Annotated in this window: 16 protein-coding genes and 1 pseudogene; 10 read left to right on the plus strand and 7 right to left on the minus strand. The window is 52.2% G+C overall.

Annotated features, from left to right (window positions below; all coding sequences use genetic code 11):
* Positions 1 to 68: 68 nt before the first annotated feature.
* Positions 69 to 992 (plus strand): LysR family transcriptional regulator, encoded by a 924-nt coding sequence (locus tag EX31_RS13280; protein WP_013574147.1) that lies wholly within the window; start codon positions 69 to 71, stop codon positions 990 to 992.
* Between the two features lie 62 nt (positions 993 to 1,054).
* Here the strand turns inward: EX31_RS13280 and EX31_RS13285 are convergent, their stop codons facing one another.
* The gene (locus EX31_RS13285; protein WP_037035175.1) at positions 1,055 to 2,218 is read right to left on the minus strand and encodes an MFS transporter; all 1,164 of its coding nucleotides are present in this window, start codon (positions 2,216 to 2,218) and stop codon (positions 1,055 to 1,057) included.
* Positions 2,219 to 2,438: 220 nt separating this feature from the next.
* Entirely contained in the window at positions 2,439 to 3,356 is a 918-nt protein-coding gene (locus EX31_RS13290) for a LysR family transcriptional regulator (protein WP_037035176.1), read from the minus strand.
* Positions 3,357 to 3,471: 115 nt separating this feature from the next.
* Here EX31_RS13290 and EX31_RS13295 point away from each other — a divergent pair, with 115 nt between their 5' ends.
* Positions 3,472 to 4,341, plus strand: coding sequence for an MBL fold metallo-hydrolase (locus tag EX31_RS13295; RefSeq protein WP_013574144.1), 870 nt, complete (start codon positions 3,472 to 3,474; stop codon positions 4,339 to 4,341).
* A gap of 163 nt (positions 4,342 to 4,504) precedes the next feature.
* On the opposite strand, the gene EX31_RS13300 is transcribed toward EX31_RS13295, so the two are convergent.
* Positions 4,505 to 5,221, minus strand: coding sequence for a tetratricopeptide repeat protein (locus tag EX31_RS13300; RefSeq protein ID WP_037035179.1), 717 nt, complete (start codon positions 5,219 to 5,221; stop codon positions 4,505 to 4,507).
* A 129-nt stretch (positions 5,222 to 5,350) separates the two neighbouring features.
* Between EX31_RS13300 and EX31_RS13305 the strand changes: the two genes are divergently transcribed.
* Positions 5,351 to 7,105: an ABC transporter ATP-binding protein/permease gene (locus tag EX31_RS13305; protein WP_037035180.1), complete on the plus strand. Its 1,755-nt coding sequence runs from the start codon at positions 5,351 to 5,353 to the stop codon at positions 7,103 to 7,105.
* Between the two features lie 183 nt (positions 7,106 to 7,288).
* Entirely contained in the window at positions 7,289 to 8,029 is a 741-nt protein-coding gene (locus EX31_RS13310) for a GntR family transcriptional regulator (RefSeq protein WP_015689424.1), read from the plus strand.
* Positions 8,030 to 8,035: 6 nt separating this feature from the next.
* Here EX31_RS13310 and EX31_RS13315 read toward each other — a convergent pair whose 3' ends face one another.
* Positions 8,036 to 9,637: a PTS transporter subunit EIIC gene (locus tag EX31_RS13315; protein WP_037035182.1), complete on the minus strand. Its 1,602-nt coding sequence runs from the start codon at positions 9,635 to 9,637 to the stop codon at positions 8,036 to 8,038.
* 618 nt (positions 9,638 to 10,255) lie between these two features.
* Between EX31_RS13315 and EX31_RS13320 the strand changes: the two genes are divergently transcribed.
* The 3 genes from EX31_RS13320 to EX31_RS13330 are packed head-to-tail and all read left to right on the plus strand — an operon-like array spanning position 10,256 to position 15,944.
* Positions 10,256 to 11,389, plus strand: coding sequence for an efflux RND transporter periplasmic adaptor subunit (locus tag EX31_RS13320; protein WP_015689423.1), 1,134 nt, complete (start codon positions 10,256 to 10,258; stop codon positions 11,387 to 11,389).
* A 9-nt stretch (positions 11,390 to 11,398) separates the two neighbouring features.
* Positions 11,399 to 14,548 (plus strand): efflux RND transporter permease subunit, encoded by a 3,150-nt coding sequence (locus tag EX31_RS13325; RefSeq protein ID WP_037035184.1) that lies wholly within the window; start codon positions 11,399 to 11,401, stop codon positions 14,546 to 14,548.
* A complete protein-coding gene (locus tag EX31_RS13330) occupies positions 14,541 to 15,944 on the plus strand; it encodes an efflux transporter outer membrane subunit (protein ID WP_037035186.1) in 1,404 nt (467 codons plus the stop codon). Before EX31_RS13325 ends, EX31_RS13330 begins: the two co-directional genes overlap by 8 nt.
* Positions 15,945 to 16,019: 75 nt before the next feature.
* On the opposite strand, the gene EX31_RS13335 is transcribed toward EX31_RS13330, so the two are convergent.
* Positions 16,020 to 16,274 carry a helix-turn-helix domain-containing protein gene (locus EX31_RS13335; RefSeq protein ID WP_037035188.1) on the minus strand — a complete coding sequence of 85 codons (255 nt, stop codon included), beginning with the start codon at positions 16,272 to 16,274 and terminating at the stop codon, positions 16,020 to 16,022.
* A 119-nt stretch (positions 16,275 to 16,393) separates the two neighbouring features.
* Between EX31_RS13335 and EX31_RS13340 the strand changes: the two genes are divergently transcribed.
* Entirely contained in the window at positions 16,394 to 16,642 is a 249-nt protein-coding gene (locus EX31_RS13340) for a helix-turn-helix domain-containing protein (RefSeq protein WP_037035191.1), read from the plus strand.
* Between the two features lie 489 nt (positions 16,643 to 17,131).
* Here EX31_RS13340 and EX31_RS13345 read toward each other — a convergent pair whose 3' ends face one another.
* A complete protein-coding gene (locus tag EX31_RS13345; protein WP_037035194.1) occupies positions 17,132 to 17,455 on the minus strand; it encodes a hypothetical protein in 324 nt (107 codons plus the stop codon).
* Positions 17,456 to 17,946: 491 nt separating this feature from the next.
* The gene (locus EX31_RS13350) at positions 17,947 to 18,348 is read right to left on the minus strand and encodes a hypothetical protein (RefSeq protein ID WP_037035197.1); all 402 of its coding nucleotides are present in this window, start codon (positions 18,346 to 18,348) and stop codon (positions 17,947 to 17,949) included.
* A 392-nt stretch (positions 18,349 to 18,740) separates the two neighbouring features.
* Here EX31_RS13350 and EX31_RS13355 point away from each other — a divergent pair, with 392 nt between their 5' ends.
* Together EX31_RS13355 and EX31_RS13365 are read left to right on the plus strand one after the other, a co-directional pair.
* On the plus strand, positions 18,741 to 19,454 hold the full coding sequence (locus tag EX31_RS13355; RefSeq protein ID WP_037035250.1) for a hypothetical protein: 714 nt from the start codon (positions 18,741 to 18,743) through the stop codon (positions 19,452 to 19,454).
* 195 nt (positions 19,455 to 19,649) lie between these two features.
* Positions 19,650 to 20,123, plus strand: a pseudogene (locus EX31_RS13365) (Hcp family type VI secretion system effector); the annotation flags it as partial.
* Positions 20,124 to 20,165 lie beyond the last annotated feature (42 nt).

Raw genomic sequence — 20,165 nt, forward strand, 5'->3', positions numbered from 1 at the left:
AATATCTATTTCAGGCAAGTCTATTCATTTATGATATGGGCTATTGTCATCGCTTAGCGGATGAAACCATGCCAGCTATTTCCCTGCGCCATATCGAAATTTTTCATGCGGTCATGACCACCGGCAATCTGACTGAAGCCGCTGCGTTGCTCAATACCTCGCAGCCGACAGTCAGCCGTGAACTGGCGCGCTGCGAAAAGTTGCTGAATCTGCAGTTATTCGAGCGTCTGCGCGGACGTTTATATCCTACCGTTCAGGGTCTGCGGCTGTTTGAGGAAGTACAGCGCTCGTACTACGGGCTGGACAGAATTATCAGCGCGGCGGAAGGCATCCGTCAGTTCGAGCAGGCGCAACTGTCCATCGCCTGCCTGCCGGTATTCAGCCAGTCGTTGCTGCCTGCGGTGTGTAAGCCGTTTCTCGACCGCTACCCTGACGTCAGTTTCAATATTGTGCCGCAGGAATCGCCGCTGCTGGAAGAATGGCTGTCGGCGCAGCGCCATGATTTGGGGTTGACGGAAAACACCCAGACCCCAGCCGGAACCGAGCGACAGACGCTGCTGACACTGAACGAAGTGTGCGTGCTGCCTGCCGGACATCCTTTGGCTGAGAAATCGCGACTCACACCACAAGATTTCAGCGGACTGAATTATATCAGCCTGTCGGCGACCGACAGTTACCGGCAACTGCTGGATACGTTATTTATGGAACAACAGGTTACGCGGCGGCTGGTGATGGAAACCCACAGTGCGGCGTCGGTGTGCAGTATGGTGCGCGAAGGCGCGGGTGTGTCGATCGTCAACCCGCTGACCGCATTGGATTATTGTGACAACGGACTCGTCCTGCGGGAATTCAGCGTCGCCGTACCCTTTACCGTCAGCCTGATCCGGCCATTGCACCGCCCCGCTTCGGCGCTGGTCACCACATTTACCGAACACTGCCATCAGCAGGCGCAACGCTTTGCCGGGCATCTCGAGGCCGCGCTGATGCGCTGAACAGAAAAAAAAAGCCACGCCGGAGAAACTCCGCATGGCCTTTAATCTTTTCAGCGGCTGGATTACGCGGCCGCTTTTTCCGCTTTCTTCGCCGCACGGCGGAAAGTGATCACACACAGCACGAAGCCGATAGCGCCGAGTGCGCCCGCCGCCAGCGGCACAGTGCTCAGTCCCATTCCGCGTTCAATCACCGCGCCGCCCACCCAGGCACCCAGCGCATTGCCCACGTTAAACGCCGCAATGTTCAGGGTCGACACCAGGTTTGGCGCATTTTTGCCGTAGGTCACCACGTTAACCTGCAAGGCTGGCACCGCGGCAAAGTTCACCATCGCCCAGATAAACAGCGTGATTTCCGCCGCCACCAGATGAACGCTGGTGTAGCTGAACAGCACGGAGAATATGGCGATCATCAGGAAAGTCAGGGTCAGCGAGATACCCAGACGCCAGTCCGCCAGACGCCCGCCCAGCACGTTACCGATGGTCAGACCGAGGCCGATCAGCAGCAGCGTCCAGCTGACACCGTGCTCAGACACGCCGGTAATTTGCGTCAGGATAGGCGCGATATACGTGAACAGCGCGAACATCGCGGCAGCAAAGAAAATAGTGATCGACAGCGACAGCCATAATCCCAGGCTACCCAGCGCACGGATTTCCTTACGCAGATCAGTCGGCTCTTCTTCTTTCTTATCCGGCAGCTTTTTATAGAGCGCGAACAGCGAGGCCACGCCAATCACCGCCACCACCCAGAAGGTTGAACGCCAGCCGAAAGCCTGTCCGAGCGCAGTACCGAGCGGAACGCCCAGCACGTTAGCCAGTGTCAGGCCGGTGAACATCAGCGCAACCGCTGAAGCACGACGGTTAGGCGCCACCAGACTTGCCGCTACCACCGCGCCAATCCCGAAGAAGGCACCATGACACAGCGCGGTGATTATGCGCGCCAGCATCAGGAAATCGTAGCTGTACGACAGCGCGCACATCACGTTGCCAATAATAAAGATGCTCATCAGCAGCAGCAGGGTGTTCTTGCGCGGCAGTTTTGCCGTCAGCACGGCCATGATCGGTGCCCCGATTGCCACACCCAGCGCGTATCCGCTGATTAACCAGCCTGCAGAAGGAATACTGACATTCAGATCCCCCGCCACGTTGGGGAGCAGCCCCATGATGACGAATTCAGTGGTACCGATGGCAAACGCGCTGAGCGCCAGTGCCAGGAGTGCGACAGGCATAAAAACTCCGGATATTTTTAGTGATGAGTAAAGGCACCGGCATTGCGCCGGATGGGTTTAAATACCACGTTGATCACACTTTTGACCAGACGCAGTCTGTGCCCTTGCTGCCTGAAAAACACCCGATATCAGGATTAATCTTTACATAACAATACATTGCAGGGAATGCGCGGAAGACGAAAAAGGGACCGATTCCACTGGCTTATTCCCTGCCGGTGACTCAGCGTTTTTCTTCTGTCAGCGACAGCCAGCGCGGATGGCCTTTGAACCATTCCACCAGAAAATCGAGCAGCGCTCGCAACGCCGCCGGCATTTGCCGCCGGGACATGTAAATCGCATAAATCCCCATTTCCTGTGGCTGCCACTCGCTGAGTAAGGCGACGAGCTGGCCGCTGGCAATCAGCGGTGCCGCCGAATAATAAGGCTGCATGACGATTCCCGCGCCTTCCACTGCCCCGGTCAGCAGCACCAGCGATTCATTAGCGCTCAGATTTCCGCTCACCGGAATCGCGACCTGTTCACCCTGCCGTGCAAACTGCCACAGGCTTTTGCCGAACCAGGTGTACGTCAGGCAGTTGTGGACTGCCAGATCCTGCGGATGCTGCGGCGTACCCTGCGCGGCCAGATAAGCCGGAGACGCGCAGACGACCGACGGACACAGCGCCAGCGGCCGGGCGATCAGGTTCGGATCCAGATCGTTTGTGATGCGCAGCGCCAGATCGATCCGGTCTTCCACCAGATTGATCGCCCGGCTTTCCAGCTGAAGATCGATACTGACCTGCGGATGTCGGCGCAAAAATTCACTGACCGCAATCACCACCGCACCCTGCCCGAAAGATTGTGAGCAACTCAGACGCAGCAAACCGCGCAACGCTTCATCGCCCGTATCCGCCACGCTGCTCATTTCCGCCGCCACCGACAGCATTTTCCGGCAACGCGCCAGCGTGTTTTCGCCCGCATCCGTCAGGCTGAGTTTGCGGGTGGAGCGGTGCAGCAGGCGCGCGCCCGACCACTTTTCCATCTCCGACAGATAACGTGTCACCATCGCCCGCGACATATTCAGCGATTCGGCAGCACTGACCATGCTTCCCCGTTCAACAATGGCAACAAACACTTGTGCAGCGGTAATTCTGTCCATGATTCGTCCGGTTTATGCAACAAACAGTTGCGCATTATCCGGTTTTTCCCGCGGATTATGCAACGTACAGTAGAGTCTTACTGAATGTGATTATTTATGTCTCTGAGGAAAACCCATGCAACTGAAACATCTGACTCTGATCGCCGCCCTGCTGGGCAGCAGCCTGTCCGCTCACGCCGCCAGTGCACTGAAAATGGACGTGTATAACCCGGGTGAAAAAAGCGTTTTCCCGGTTTCTTCTGAAATCATTACCGGCGATAAAGAAGCGGTTCTGATCGACGCGCAGTTCCAGCGCAATGACGCAGAAAAACTGGTGGAAATGATCAAGGCGACCGGCAAGAAACTGACGACGGTGTACATCAGCCAGTCCGACCCGGATTACTACTTCGGGCTGGATGTCATCCATGCCGCGTTCCCGGACGCCAAAATCGTGGCAACGCAGGCCACCATCGATCAGATCAACGCCAGCAAAGACGGTAAAGTCGCTTTCTGGGGACCGCAGTTGAAAGACAATGCGCCAAAATCTGTTGTGGTTCCTGAACCGCTGAAAGGCACGACCTTTGAACTCGAAGGCCATAAGTTTGAGGTTCAGGGCGTAGATAAAGAACGGACGTTTGTCTGGATCCCGTCGCTGAAAGCGGTAGTGGGCGGCGTGCTGGTGAATGGCAATAACATGCATGTCTGGACAGCAGATACGCAGACGCCGAAATCCCGTAAACAGTGGGTAGAAGCGCTCAATGAAATTACCGGTCTTAATCCGCAAGTCGTTGTACCGGGACATTTCCTGCCGGGCGCGCCAAAAACGCTGGAATCGGTGGAATTCACCCGCCAGTATCTGCTGACGCTGGAAAAAGAATTACCGAAAGCGAAAGATTCTGCCGCGCTTATCGCCGCGATGAAAAAACATTATCCGCAACTGAAAGACGATTCTTCATTACAACTGAGTGCGAAAGTATTGAAGGGCGAAATGAAGTGGCCGCAGTGAATATAACCTGACTCGGCGCCCTCTTCGGCTAAAGGCATACGTCGATCGGCTCCCTCCCCTGCGAGGGGAGGGTTGGGGTGGGGTATTGCAGCAAAATCAAAAAGTTGAAATGTGCATTGACGAGGTGCTAACCCTTAAAACCCGCCTGAGGCGGGTTTTAAACTTACGGCGTCACCCGTACAAATTCGCCTTCGGCCTGCACGTTGTGACCGAAACCGCAGTCATTGGTGGTGTGAAGTTTAACGCTCCGGGGTGCGAAATTCATGTCCACGCTACACTCGCCGCCACCGGCGGAGGCATCATCGGCTTCGTGGTAAACCGCGTGATTATCTTTGATTGCCGTCACCACCGAAAAATCGCCGGTATTCGGGCCGTAATACAGTGACATCTGCCCCATGTATAAACCGCTGAAATCGATTTTAAACTGCGCTTCTTCGGCTTTCACTTCGACGATATTCCAGCTACCAAACCCGGCATATTGCCAGTAAATCCCTGCCGGACTTTCGGCTGGCGGCAAGGCATCCAGTTTTGGCTGCATCTGACTCAGGTTGTATTGTGATTTTTTGTCAGCAGGTGCCAGCATCAGCCAGGCCCTGGCTTTCAGATAATCGCCCTGCTTTATGTAGGTCAACGCAATGTTGTTGTAGGCCGTGGCAATCTGGTCCTGCGGCTTATGGCAAAACTCGCTCCAGGCGACCTGATTACGAAAAATTTCCCGGGCTTTGCCCATATCACCCTGCTGATAAGCCACTTTTCCGGCAGCGGCATAAATCCCGGCTTTAACACAATCGGCGTCGATATCCGGTTCATCAATCTGGGCAAACGCCTGAACACTGGCAAAACATCCTGCCACCAGCAGTAAATTCACTGCGACTTTCATCAAACATCCTTCTACTTTTGTGGTCTACAGAGCTTCGTGCTGGAAAAACATCCTTACAAGTGGCTCATTGCCCTATCGCACTGAGCCACTCATTCTGGGATGATTGGCTTTACAACATATCGATTACACATGGCTATTATGACTAAAAAACCTGGGAAATCGGCGCAATGGGGCGCCGTCTGGCAGTTAATTAAGCCTTACTGGCGCTCAGAAGAAAAGTGGCGTGCCTGGAGCATGTTGACCACAATCATCATCCTTTCGCTGGCCGGTGTGTACCTCAGCGTACAGTTTAACGAATGGAACCGTGTCTTTTATGACGCGCTGCAAAACAGAAACTATCCGGTTTTCAAAGCCCAGCTGTGGAAATTTACCTGGCTGGCGCTGTTGTTCATCGTTATCGCCATCTACAGAGTGTATCTGACGCAGGGTCTGCAAATGAGCTGGCGGCGCTGGATGACTGAAGAGTATATGGAGAAGTGGCTGACCAATCACGCCTATTATTACACGGAGTATCAGCATCAGGTGGATAACCCCGATCAGCGTATTTCCGATGACCTGAATGCCCTGACCAGCGGGACACTTTCTCTGGTGCTCGGTCTGCTGTCGAGCGTGGTGACGCTGTTCTCCTTCGTATTTATTTTGTGGTCGATCAGCGGGCCGCTGAACTTTATGCTCGCGGGCCATCACGTTGAAATCCCCGGCTACATGCTGTGGTTCGCGCTGCTCTATGCCGCCATTGGTTCCTTCATTATCTGGTATATCGGTAAGCCGCTGGTAAGACTCGGGTTTAATCAGGAATGGTTCGAGGCGAACTTCCGTTTTGGCCTGATCCGTATTCGTGAAAACAGCGACGCGATCGCGCTGTATCACGGTGAAAAAAACGAGCACGATCAGCTGACCGGCAAGTTTGAATCCATCAAAACCAACTGGTGGTCTATCATGCGCGTCACCCGTCGCCTGAATGTGGCATCCAACTTTTACGCGCAGTTTGCCAATATTTTCCCGATCCTGGTGGCGTCACCGCGCTATTTCTCCGGCGCGATCCAGATGGGTGCGCTGATGCAGATTGCTTCCGCGTTCGGTCAGGTGCAGGGCGCGTTGTCCTGGTTCATCGATGCCTTTACCGATCTGGCAAACTGGAAAGCCACGGTTAACCGTCTTGCCGGTTTCAATGCGGCAATCGATCAGGTTAACGCTCAGCCGCGCGGCATCAGCGTAGGCAAAAGCACCGAACACGCCTTACAGCTTGATAAACTGACGCTGAACCTGCCGAACGGAAATCCGCTGTTTTGCAATATTTCTGCTGCCATGCAACCGGGCGAACGCGTGCTGATTGCCGGGCCTTCCGGTTGTGGTAAATCAACGTTGCTGCGTGCGATTGCCGGTATCTGGCCTTACGGCTCGGGCAATATTGCACTGGCAGAAGGTAAGCGTTATCTGTTCCTGCCACAACGCAGTTACATTCCGATTGGCACATTGCGCGATGCGCTCAGTTATCCTGACGCCAGCCGTGAATATACGGATGAACAACTGCAACAGGTGCTGACGCAATGTCGTCTGTCACATCTGGCGGCGGTAGAAATTCTGGATGATTACGCCAACTGGAGCCAGCGTCTCTCGCCGGGTGAACAGCAGCGGCTCTCCTTTGCCCGTGCGCTGTTGATCAAACCCGATACGCTGTTCCTCGACGAAGCCACCAGCGCACTGGATGACGAAACCGAACAACAGGTATACGCTCTGCTGCTGAGCGAATTGCCGGAAACGTCAGTTATCAGTGTGGCGCACCGTAATTCGGTCGCGAAATACCATCAGCACTGCTGGCGGTTCAAAAATCAGGAAAATGGCCCATGCGGATTCACCTCCACGGCGCTGTTGCCTGAATAACGCCTGACGCCACCGGAAAGTGGTTTCAAAATGCAGAAAGGTTGCTGATGTCAGCAACCTTTATTTTTTGTGTGTGCTGAAACCCATTTTGAGCAGAAAACCAACAGGGTGGCTGGCTGCTTTGTATAGCTGACTATACAATTATTCTTAAGTGAAATTTAAAAGGGTCGGAGGTAAGGGTTAATGAAGATAGACAAAAATTCGTTCACGCCGCTTTATCTGCAAATTGAGCAGCAACTTACCGAAAAAATCAGCACCGGCGAAATCCGCCCCGGAGATCCGATCCCGACCGAAGCCGCCATGTGCGAAATCTATGGCGTCTCGCGCATGACCGCGCGAAAAGCCGTGGATTATCTGGTGCGTCAGGGGCGTGTCGCCCGTTTTCGCGGTCGCGGCACCTTTGTCGTTGAGCCGCCAAAGCAGCAGAAAATCATTCTGCCGCTCGACCGGCATCTCACCGCCAGCGAAGTCGCCCAGGAAAATAATCAGCGCATTGAAAATCAGGTGCTGGAATTTCGCCGTATGCCTGCCAGTGAAGACATTGCCCGCGAACTGAATATTCCCGCCGGTACTGAAGTTTATTTTATGATCCGCCTGCGTCTGCTCGGTGATGAGCCGTTTGTGTATGAACAATGCTGGATGCTGTGCGACCGGTTCCCGGATATCACGCGCGCCGCCATGACATCGTCAAAATATGCTTATATTCGCTCGAAAGGTTTCCAGCCTGCGGGCAGCACCAAACTGATTTCGGCAGAACTGCCATCCAACGAGATACGCGTCGCGCTCAACCTGTCACGCGACCAGCCGGTGCTGCATTCCCACGCGATTGTGTCGTTCACTGACGGCACGCTGTTTGAAGTGTCTGATGTCTACTACAACCAGAAAAACTATGGCTTCAGCGTCCATGCCAAAGTGAAAGCTTAAGCGCCGTCAGGCAATGCCCGACAACTCCGCCTTCACCAGATTCGCCACCTGTTCAACCTGCGGGCCATAGATCACATGCACATCCGTTTCGGTGATGCGTTTCACCCCCATCGCGCCGGTTTTCATTAATGTGCCATCCTGTACCTGAGTCATATCTTTGACCTTCACGCGCAGGCGGGTGAAACAGCAATCGACCGCCGTAATATTCCCCTCGCCGCCCAGTCCGATGATGATATTTTTGGTTTTTTCGCCCGTGCCCTGCGCCGGTTTTGCACGTTCTTCGGCATCATTTTCATCCTCACGCCCCGGCGTTTTTACCTGCATCCGCAGAATGACCCAGCGGAACGTGAAGTAATACAGTGGCGCGTAGATGATGCCGAGGATCAGCGGATACCACCAGTGCGTGCGGCTGCCGCCGAGCACGCCGAAGATCAGGAAGTCGATCGCCCCGCCCTGCACGTTACCGATCATCACATGCAGCATTTGCATCAGCACGAACGACAACCCCGTCAGCACCGCATGCAGGAAATACAGCACCGGCGAAACGAAAATAAAGCAGAACTCCAGCGGTTCAGTGATCCCGGTGGTAAATGACGCCAGTGCGCCCGCCAGCATCAGCGCTTTCACGCGGCCTTTATGTTCCGGCCGCGCGCAGTGATACATCGCCAGCGCCGCCGCCGGTAACCCGAACATCATCACCGGGATTTTCCCCTGCGCCAGGAAGCGCGTGGCCTGCTGCGTGACCGCATCGGAGATCGTGCCCGGATTGGCCAGCGCAGCATTAAAGATATTCAGCGCGCCGACAATACTCTGGTTATCCACCGTGGTGACACCGCCGATGGGGGTAAAGCGCACGGTTTCATTAATGATGTGATGCAAACCGGTCGGGATCAGCAAACGTTCTGAGGTGGCATAAATAAAGGTGCCGATCTCGCCCGTGCGCCCGATCAGCTCGCCGATCCACTGGATCCCCTGGGCGATCGTCGGCCAGATCAGCGACATCAGCACACCGACGATCGGCAGCACCAGCACGGTGACAATTGGTACAAAACGCCGCCCGCCAAAAAACGCGATCGCCGTCGGCAGCACGATGGTATAGAAACGGTTGTGCAGCCACATGGTGATCAGGCCGACCAGCACCCCGCCCAGCACGCTCATGTTGTAGGTGAAAATCCCCAGCGTGTTGGTGAACTCGGCGGCGTAAATCATCGCGTCACTTTCGGTCATGCCTTTTGCCGTGAGTTTGGCGACCGTAATGGTTTCCGGCGTAATCCCCTGCGCCAGCAGGCTGTAATTAACCCCGACGTGCAGCCCGACAAAACCGATCACGGCGGAAAACGCCGCCGTGGCCTTCTCTGCATTAGCCAGCCCCATTGCCGTGGCGACCGCAAAAAACAACGGCAAATTAGCGAACAGCGCACCGGAGACCTGACGGATAAAGCCGATGACCAGTTGCAATGTTTTCATCTGGGTAAAGGTTTCACCGGTGACCGCCGGATTCTGCAATGCGGCGGCCAGGCCTAAGAAAATCCCGGCGGCGGCAATCACCGAGATAGGCGTCATCAGGGCTTTCCCCAGATCGTGAACCTTGCTGCCAAGTTTTATCATCTGTCTTCCCTCAATTCGCTGGCTAAAAATAAACCGTTAATTGAGTTAAGTCACAGAATGTATAGTTGTATAGACATAGCAGTCAGGAGTATGAAAGGGATCACAGTTTTGCGAGAGGAAAGCTGGCTGGCGGTGCAAAGGCAAAAAAAAGCCCACATCGGACTGTGGGCATGGGGGTTGCAACTGGCCGCTGTTCAAAACGGCTGGCAACAAGCAAATGTGAGAACTGCTCGTTCTCGGCCCTTAAGGTAACGGCTGCGGGCTTAATCCCTTAGTCTTTTCAGGTAAGGAGCAGGTTAAAATGTATAAATTTGTTTGATATGCATCACACTTTTTTAACACCTAACAATTCATTCACTTTTAGAACATCCCTCTGATAATTATTCTTATGGCCTATTAATTAGTTTACTAAGTAATGACTTTCCTGCCATTTTCCACTGCACGAAAAGACTAAAACCTCACAAGAACAAGGGATTATGTAGCAACATAATCCTCATGTTTTGAAATATAGAAACATGGGTGATGACAATATCCTTACACCGGGAAATCAGGCGCTCTCGTATAGTGAAGGACTTGTTGAGAATGGTTATTCTCAATTCCCCCAAAAGAGTGAATTCTATGCGCCTGAAGTTACTTTCTGTCAGTACAGTGGTACTGCTTTCCGCATGTGATGGTTCTGCCAGTTCTGCTTCCCCGGCAGCACAGGCTCCTGCGGTGAATGTCGTTACTTTGCACAGCCAGCCCGTCGCCCTCACCACCAGTCTGCCCGGCCGCACCACGGCGGTTCGCAGCGCGGAAGTCCGTCCGCAGGTGAGCGGCGTGATCCAAAAACGTCTGTTCATGGAAGGCAGCGAAGTCAAAGCCGGTCAGCAGCTTTATCAGATTGATCCGTCAACCTATCAGGCCTCTTTCGATCGCGCGATGGCGACCTGGAAAAGCGCCGACGCCACCGCCCGCCGCTATAAACCGCTGGTTGAAGCGCAGGCGGTCAGCCGTCAGCAATATGATGATGCCGTGGCCGCCGAGCGCGAAGCCGCAGCGGATGTCGAGACCGCCCGTGTCAATCTGCAATACACCAAAGTGTACGCGCCGATTTCCGGCCATATTGGCCGCTCGCTGTATACCGAAGGTGCGCTGGTGACCAGCGGCCAGACGGCATATCTGACCACTATCGATCAGCTCAATCCTATCTATGTTGACGTCAATGAATCCTCACAAGATTTGCTGAAACTGCGTCGCGCGCTGGCTTCCGGTAAGTTGCAGTCCGCCGGTGACAACGCCGCGCAGGCCACCCTGACGCTGGAAGATGGCAGCAAATACGCCCTGCCGGGCAAGCTGGAATTCTCCGAAGTCACCGTGTCGCAAAGTACCGGTTCCGTTACCCTGCGGGCCTCTTTCCCGAACCCGCACGACGAACTGCTGCCGGGTATGTTTGTTCACGCCCAGTTACAACAAGGTATTGATGACAAAGGTATTCTGGTACCGCAGGAAGCCATCATGCATGACGTCAAAGGTGCGCCTTATGTGTATGTGGTGAAAGCCGACAGCACCGTTGAGCAGCGTTCCATCACCACCGGTCAGATGATGAACGGTAACTGGTTAGTCAGTCAGGGTCTGAATGACGGCGACAAAGTGATCACCGACGGATTACAGAACGTCAGGCCGGGTGCAAAAGTCAACGCCACCGAGCGTAAAGCCAGTGCCCCTGCCGAACAGGCTAATCTCGCGATGACCGATCCTTCCGCGCAATAGGTGAGCTGAATGTCTACTTTCTTTATTAACCGCCCCATATTCGCCTGGGTTGTCGCCATCGTCATCATGCTCGCCGGTGCGCTGTCGATCATGAAACTGCCGATCAGCCAGTACCCGAATATCGCGCCTCCGGCGATTTCCGTCAGCGTCACCTATCCGGGTGCGTCTGCGGAAACCGCCCAGAACACCGTAGTTCAGGTCATTGAACAGCAACTGAACGGGCTGGATAACCTGCGCTATATCGAATCGCAAAGTAACAGCGACGGAAGTGCCACAATCATTGCCACCTTTGATCAGGGTACTAACCCGGATATCGCGCAGGTTCAGGTACAGAACAAAGTGTCGCTGGCCGAATCGCAACTGCCGACCGAAGTGGTCAATCAGGGGATCCGTATTGCCAAATATCAGGCCAACTTCATGCTGCTGGTCAGCCTGATTTCGACCGACGGTAAAATGAGTAACTCGGATCTGAGTAACCTGCTGGTGACCAAACTGGAAGACCCGATCGTGCGTACCAAAGGCGTCGGCGACTTCCTGCTGCTCGGTTCAGAATACGCCATGCGTATCTGGCTCGACCCGGCAAAACTGTATAAATATCAGCTGGTCCCAAGTGATCTCAGCGCGGCGATTGAAGCGCAAAACGTACAGGTGTCGTCCGGTTCCCTCGGCGGCCTGCCGACGGTCAAAGACAGCAAACTCAGCGCCACGATCATTGGTAAAACCCGTTTCGACAGCATTCATCAGTTCAAAAACGTGCTGCTGAAAGTGAACGCCGACGGTTCTCAGGTGCGTCTCAGTGATGTCGGTAACGTGGATCTGGGGCCGGAAAGTTATTCCATCTCCTCCACGTTTAACGGCAGTCCCTCTACCGCTATCGCCCTGCGTCTGGCAAGCGGCGCGAACGTACTGGACACCGACAGAGCAGTAAGAGAAACCATCGCCGGGCTGGAAGATTCTCTGCCGGCTGGCGTGAAAGTCGAGTTCCCGTACCAGACCGCGCCGGTGGTCAGCGCATCGATTGAGGAAGTGGTGAAAACGCTGATCGAAGCCATCGTGCTGGTGTTCTGCGTGATGTTGCTGTTCCTGCAAAACCTGCGCGCAACGCTGGTCACCACGCTGGTGGTGCCGGTAGTGCTGCTCGGTACCTTCGGTATTCTGGCGGCAGCGGGGTATTCCATTAACACCCTGACCATGTTCGGGATGGTGCTGGCGATAGGCCTGCTGGTGGATGATGCCATCGTGGTGGTGGAAAACGTCGAACGTGTGATGACGGAGGAAAAGCTCTCGCCGAAAGACGCCACCATCAAATCGATGAAACAGATCCAGGGCGCGCTGTTTGGTATCGCGCTGGTGCTGTCTGCCGTACTGGTGCCGATGGCGTTCTTCGGTGGCTCAACCGGGATCATCTACCGTCAGTTCTCGATCACCATCGTATCCGCGATGGCGCTCTCCGTACTGATGGCGCTGATTTTCACCCCGGCGCTGTGCGCCACCATCATCAAACACAACGACGAGGAAAAATCGCAGAAAGGCTTCGCGGGCTGGTTTAACCGTAACTTCGACAAAGGTGCGATGCGCTACACCCGCGCCGTCGGCACGGTCATCTCACGCCGCCGTCTGTTTATGGGCATCTACCTGCTGATCGTGATCGCCACCGGCTTTATGTTCACCCGCGTGCCGACCACCTTCCTGCCGGATGAAGATCAGGCCGTGATGTTTGTTCAGGCGACGTTGCCCGCCAATGCCTCGGCAGAACGAACCCAGCAGGTGCTGGATAACGTCCGGGAATATCTGATGACGCAGGAAAGCGGCATCGTTTCCTCGGTGTTTACCGCCAATGGCTTCAGCTTCGCCGGACGAGGTCAGAACGTCGGGATTGCCTTCGTGCAGTTGAAAACCTGGGCCGACCGCCCGGCCGCTGCGCAAAAAGTTCAGGCGCTGGCCGGTCGTGCGATGGCGCATTTCGCCACCATCAAAGATGCCCGCGTATTTGCTTTCGTTCCGCCAGCCGTTATGGAACTGGGTAATGCCACCGGCTTCGACTTCTTCCTGCAAGACACCAATGGCAAGGGGCATGAAGCCCTGATGGCCGCACGTAATCAGTTCCTGCAAATGGCGTCACAGGACAAACGCCTGATGGCTGTGCGCCCGAACGGGATGGAAGATGAACCGCAATATCAGCTGGAAATTGACGATGAACGGGCGCAGGCGCTGGGTCTGAGCCTCGACGACATCAACAACACCTTGTCAGCGGCCTGGGGTTCAGCGTATGTGAACCAGTTCATGTACAACGACCGCGTGAAGCGAGTTTACATCCAGGGCAAGGCGGCTTCCCGCGTCACGCCTGAAGATCTGAACAACTGGTATTTCCGTAATTCCAGCGGCGATATGGTGCCGTGGAGCGCCTTCGGCAGCGGCAAATGGGTGTACGGCTCACCGCGTTATGAACGTTTCAACGGCGTGTCTTCCGTCGAACTGATGGGTTCACCGGCACCGGGCTACAGCTCAGGCGATGCCAACGAGGCGGTGATGGAAATCGCGGCCAAACTGCCACCCGGTTACAAAGTGGCATGGCACGGCCTGAGCTACGAAGAGAAGCTTTCCGGCTCACAAACACCGGCGCTTTACAGTCTGTCGATGATCGTGGTGTTCCTGTGTCTGGCGGCGCTGTACGAGAGCTGGTCAATTCCGTTCTCCGTCATGCTGGTGGTACCGCTGGGGATTTTAGGCACCATCGGTGCTGTGTTGCTGCGCGGGTTGTCGAATGATGTCTTCTTCCAGGTTGGCCTGCTGACGACCGTCGGGCTGGCGGCGAAGAACGCCATATTGATTGTTGAGTTCGCCAAGGAGCTGCATGAGAACGAAGGGATGTCGGTGGCACAAGCGGCCATCGAAGCGGCCAAGCTGCGTATCCGGCCGATCATCATGACCTCAATGGCCTTCGTCCTCGGCGTATTCCCGCTGACCATTTCCAGCGGCGCGGGCGCGGGCAGCCAGCATTCCATCGGGACGGCGGTGGTCGGCGGCATGCTCACGGCCACCTTCCTGGCGATCTTCTTCGTGCCGATGTTCTACGTCACGGTTGTGAATCTGTTCACCCGCAAATCGAAAAAACACGATAAGGCGCTTCCTGCACCAGAGGCAACACACCATGAATAAACCGCATTTCGCGCTGTCGCTTATCGGCGCGTTTTCACTCACCCTGCTGGCCGGCTGTACGATGGAGCCGGATTATCAGCGCCCTGCGCTGCCGGTTGCCAGCAACTGGGACGGCGCCAAAACCGGTGCTGCGCAGGATATCGGCTGGAAAGCCTTCTTCAATCAACCGGCGATGAAGCAGCTGATTGGCATGTCCCTGGCTAACAACCGCGACCTTCGGGTCGCGGCATTAAACGTCGATACCGCCCGCGCTACCTTCCAGATTGACCGTGCCGCGCTGCTGCCGACACTCGACGCCAGCGCCGGTGAAACCAACCAGCATCTGCCGGGCGGATTGTATTCAACACAAACCAGCGGACCGGTGACGTATCAGCAATACAGCGCGAATCTGGGCGTAACGTCTTATGAGGTTGACCTGTTTGGCCGCTTACGCAGCCTGCGCGATCAGGGGCTGGAAACTTATCTGGCGACAGAAGCCACGCAGCGCGCCACGCAAATTTCGCTGGTGGCTGAAGTCGCTTCCGGCTATCTGAGTCTGGCGGCGGATAACGATCTGCTAAAACTGGCGATCAGCACCGCCGACAGTCAGAAAAAATCTTACGAACTCACCAAACGCAGCTACGATTCCGGCATCGACACTTCACAGGATCTGGTGCAGGCCGAAACCACGGTGCGCGCGGCGCAGGCCGACATCGCCCAGTACACACGTCAGGTACGTCAGGACGTCAATGCACTGACACTGCTGGTCGGCACCACCATTCCACAGAGTTTGCTGGCGAACGCCACCCTGCAACAGGACTGGAAATTCCCGCAGACACCGGCCGGTTTGCCCTCTGATCTGCTGACCCGTCGTCCGGATATTATTTCCGCTGAACATACGCTGAAAGCGGCTAATGCCAATATCGGCGCGGCGCGTGCAGCGTTCTTCCCAAGCATTACGCTGACCGGCACGGCAGGCACAGAAAGCGGCAGCCTGAGTAAACTGTTCGACGGCGGCACCGGTGCGTGGTCATTTATGCCATCGGTTAATATCCCGATCTTCGACGGCGGCGTGAATCAGGCCAATCTCGACATCGCTAAAGACACCAATAAAATTGATATCGCCAACTATGAGAAAGCGATTCAGACGGCGTTCAAGGAAGTCTCCGACGGCTTAGCCGGTCAGGCGACCTACAAAGATGAATTGCTGGCGCGCCAGCAGGACGCCGACGCCAATCAGCGCAACTACGATCTCTCGCAGATGCGCTTCAAAGGCGGTGTCGATAACTACCTGAGCGTACTGGTCGCGCAGCGCTCGCTGTATTCTGCTCAGCAAACACTGATCACCACCCAGCTTGCCCAACTGAATCAGGACATCAGTTTGTATAAAGCGTTAGGAGGCGGCTGGAAGGAGTGATTTTTGAGTAAAAGGAAACGCCGGCAGAAGTCGGCGTTTTTGTTTGAGCCGGAGACGCCTTATCCCGCCACATATTCATCTCAGAATCTTCTTCACTAACTCACCCCGCGCATCAAAATAACGGCTCGGCCAGATCACGCTCGGATGCACCTCCAGCGCCTGTGCAATCACCTTCTCCCCTTTCGGCCATGACCGCGACAGCGCATTCGATAAGGTGGATGAGCTCAACCCGGCACTGCGCGATACCGCCGCCAATGTCGTACCCCGTTTACGCAATGCCGCAATGATGTCTGCCTGATGCCAGTCGGTATGATTCTGTGCTTTGTTCATGGAGGATCCTTTCCTTTTAGTGGTTAGTTTTCATACTTAACAAAACCATTATCCTGTTTTGGGATATTTCAGTAAAGCGTTGATATTCGTTTTTGGGATTTTTATGACGAGTATTTTCGATGGCATCAATCTATGATCGTGATTATCAGGAAGTGATTGGTTTATTGAAGAAAGCCAGGCTGGAAAAAGGGATCACGCAGATCGAACTGGCTAAGACGTTGGGAAAACCGCAGTCATTTATCGCTAAGTTTGAAAACGGCGAAAGGCGGCTCGATGTGGTTGAGTTTGTCAGGATTGCGCGGCTGTTAGGAGTTGAGCCGAAAAGTGTTTTGGAAACGCTTTTTGATTCGAATAATAGCGACAACTAATGAGTCAATATCAAATTATTCAATCTTCGCTGTCACAAGTGAAGGTTGAATAAAAACGGAATCGAGTCAAGTACTCACGATTCCTTGAGTATCGGCCAGCATTACAGCTAGATCAAATCCCTAAATCTTCAAAATTGCCGTCTCCTATCACTCCCCTGACTTCATTTTTAATCCGCTTTTTTGCATCCTTCCCCCCTAAACACCTACACTCCATCTTTACAGTAAAGACACTTTTCTATCGCTTTTGTGTAGAGATAAAATGAAGAAACTTGAAGCCATCAGAAGGCTGGAAGCACTAAGCCGTCGAGGGCGGACCGTTTTTTGGGTGCGTAATCTGCTTAAGATCTCTCCCGAGGGCTCGCCCGTATGCTGAAAGCTGGGCTCAAAAACCAAACCAATGAAAAAATTCTGTAGAGACTTCTCGCAAAATAACGCATTCAAAATTAGCCCGGATAATTCCGGGCTATGAACGAGCATTTTCGACTGGGTCTAAGAGGATTTTCGAGCATCGTTTGCTTTGATCTCTTCGACCCAAGCTTCCATTATCCACAGGCAAGTGGCGGCTTGTGGTCCTGCATCTAATAATGAAAGGCGGATGCGGTTATATATCGCCATGTCGCTATTCGTTATTTTATCAAATGGCGGAACGCAGGCTATATCCGTTCCTTGCTGGTGCTTGTAATGATGCTTATCGAGAATTGACATCATTTTTAGTGCTTCTTTTGCGTTCGCATCGGGCGCGTAATAGAGCGCGCCAGCAAGTTGATTGGACTGTTGTAGATTTACTACAGGCGCTAAATCCGGGACTAACAATAGCCATTCATTGTCACCCTTAGAGATTTTTTTAATCGCCTCAGCCCAGTCTTCTGCTGTTATTTTAGATGAAAAACTGTTGCTTCAGTATTTATGGACACTTGCTCTTATATCCTTTGGAGTAGTCGAAGCAAATCCGGCCGGGCCTTCTTTTCTCTCGCCGTGTGTGCGAATTAATTTTCTGCCATATACATCAATTCTTCCTCTGATGTCCACGCTATAATTATCTTTGAGACATAAACATTCTCGGATTGTCATTTTCATAAAACCATTATAAAAAGAGAGACATTACGTTATGCCTCTATGCTTTTATGAATAATTAGAAAACCTTCAAAAAAGTAATATTCAGAAGTTTATTACTGATGAAAGAGCTACATTGCTGGTAATCAATAGTCTCAAATAATATCTGTCAAAAAATACGGCTAAATCGTAACATCTGGTATTTCTCCGTACTAAAAACTGAAGTGAGGCAAAGCCCCACTGAGTTTATTTTAATAAGGTGCAGCGTCCAGATGTACAATAACTTTATAACTTCCGTTATCGAATGAGTATATATCGCCGCGAACGCGAAGATATAGATGATCATTGTTGGCTATGGCCGTGGCCTTGCTGTCAGATGTGACCATGAATGCCCTTTGGTCATCAATATGAGCCATAAAATCAGCCTCACTTTTCGTCGCATCATACAAATAATAGTGGTACGAAAATGACGTCATTGCTCCAGCACTGGCCTGGGTTACATACAAGGTGACCAGGTTATTAACTTTAACCGTCTTATACAAATCATGCCCCACTGGAAATGTAAGAAAGTGAATGACCCATGCGATCATCAAAACTATAAAAAGCGCAGGGACCAAAACATAGCGTTTCTTAAAAACCCGTTCTTTTTGCATAATCGATACCCTGCTTTATCCAGAATTGATCTTTTGGGTCGTCACCATCGTCTTTAAGCCATAAAAATTCCAGAGTTGCCATTTTCATACGTCCATTTAAAAAAGAGACATTACGTTATACCTGTATATTTTAACAAGCCATTGGAGAACCTTTGAAAATGGAATTTTCAGAAGTCTATTATTGATGAGGCGATAATATCATCTCTGTTCAGATGGCCAAATTTAGGGTACCACTTCAGTATTTACTCCGGAAAGTAGTCGATATCAACCGCCACTCATTAAGGAAAATTTATAGCCGTTACTAGCCTCACATAATCAGAAATTACCCTTGTATAATCCTGACGACTATGGTGCCATTTAAACCTTATCAAAGATATGGACATGGTGATTTTATGCAAGCCTCAGACTATCTAAGACTAAAGTTTCAAAGTGACAGACAGCTAGGAATCTACGTTCAAAGGGGGATGAATAGCTATGTCAAAGAAACACAAAACGTCCTCTCTAATATCTCTTCAGGCATGGAAAGGGCGAGTTGGTATACGTCCTGTTTAATCCCTCGGTATGGGGATGTGTGTAATGAATTAGTAACCGAAGAAAAGAGAATGAGCCTTTCTATCGCCTCAATCTTCAGATACCACGACGTGATAGAGCAAATGTTATATCTGTATTTTGAAATGATAATTAAAGATACTGAAAACGAAAATGAAAGCGGCAAGGTTCAGGGGATAACGAAAACAATCACGGGGCATATTGCGGATTCTCAAACAGGGAAAGCCGCAAGGTTTGGGATCGCCTACGCGATATCGAAAAGCTTATCCGCTTCAGGTATGGTGTCGAACATCGTAGCTGAAAGGGTTGCGAGTAAATCCCCATACGTGATTTTTGCCTTACAGGCTTTCGGTATTGATCAAAAGGCCGCATTAGCCGCGCGGAAATTAAAAACACTAGATCCCCGATATTATGCAATCTTATACACCGCTGAATTAGAAATGCTTTATTACTTTGTTGAACCTGTTTTAGAAGATATAATAAAGAAAGTAAAGGCTAAAATGCTGCATAATTTAGATGAGATTTATGAAGAGTTAAGAGATAAATATAATGTTTAAAAGCTTAATATCTTTATTATTATCAGATATTTTATTTCCTATTGTTGTTATTTCATCATGGCTGTTTTGTATCTATATTTTTCCCTCGTATGGCGTGTTGATAGGCGCGGTATCGGTAATCTTCTGGATTATCATTTTTACGAAATTCACATCAAAATTTGATAAATACAAATAAAACAAGGAGTTAAAATGTAAAATCCGGCATATTTATGGCTGACAGATGAAAGCGGTTCACCTATGATTGGTGCGTCTCTAGTGTCTGGCCGCGTGGGTGCTATAGAAGTAAAATCCCTCACACATAACGTAAACATACCAGTAGACGGGAATACAGGACGGCTAACAGGAACGCGAATACATGCGCCGATAATGATACAAAAAGAGTTTGATTGTGTTACGCCTCTTTTATATAGGGCGTTGAGTAATAATTTAACGCTGCAATCTGCGGTGTTAAAGATGTATTCAATTACTGATGAAGGATTAGAAAGGGAATATTTTAATATCATTTTAGAAAACGTAAAAATATCTTCAATCACTCCCGATTTATATCCCGGAGCTTCAACAGGTACGCATATGGAAACTATCTTACTTCGTTATGAAGCGATTACGTGGAAGTATTGCGACGGTAATATTATTTTTAAAGATGGATGGAATCACCGTACAACAGCGTGATTTAGCCAGGATGCTGCAGATTCTATACTAAGGAATGGCGGC

The organism is Rahnella sp. WP5 (assembly GCF_000745615.1).
GTDB classification, from domain to species: domain Bacteria; phylum Pseudomonadota; class Gammaproteobacteria; order Enterobacterales; family Enterobacteriaceae; genus Rahnella; species Rahnella aceris.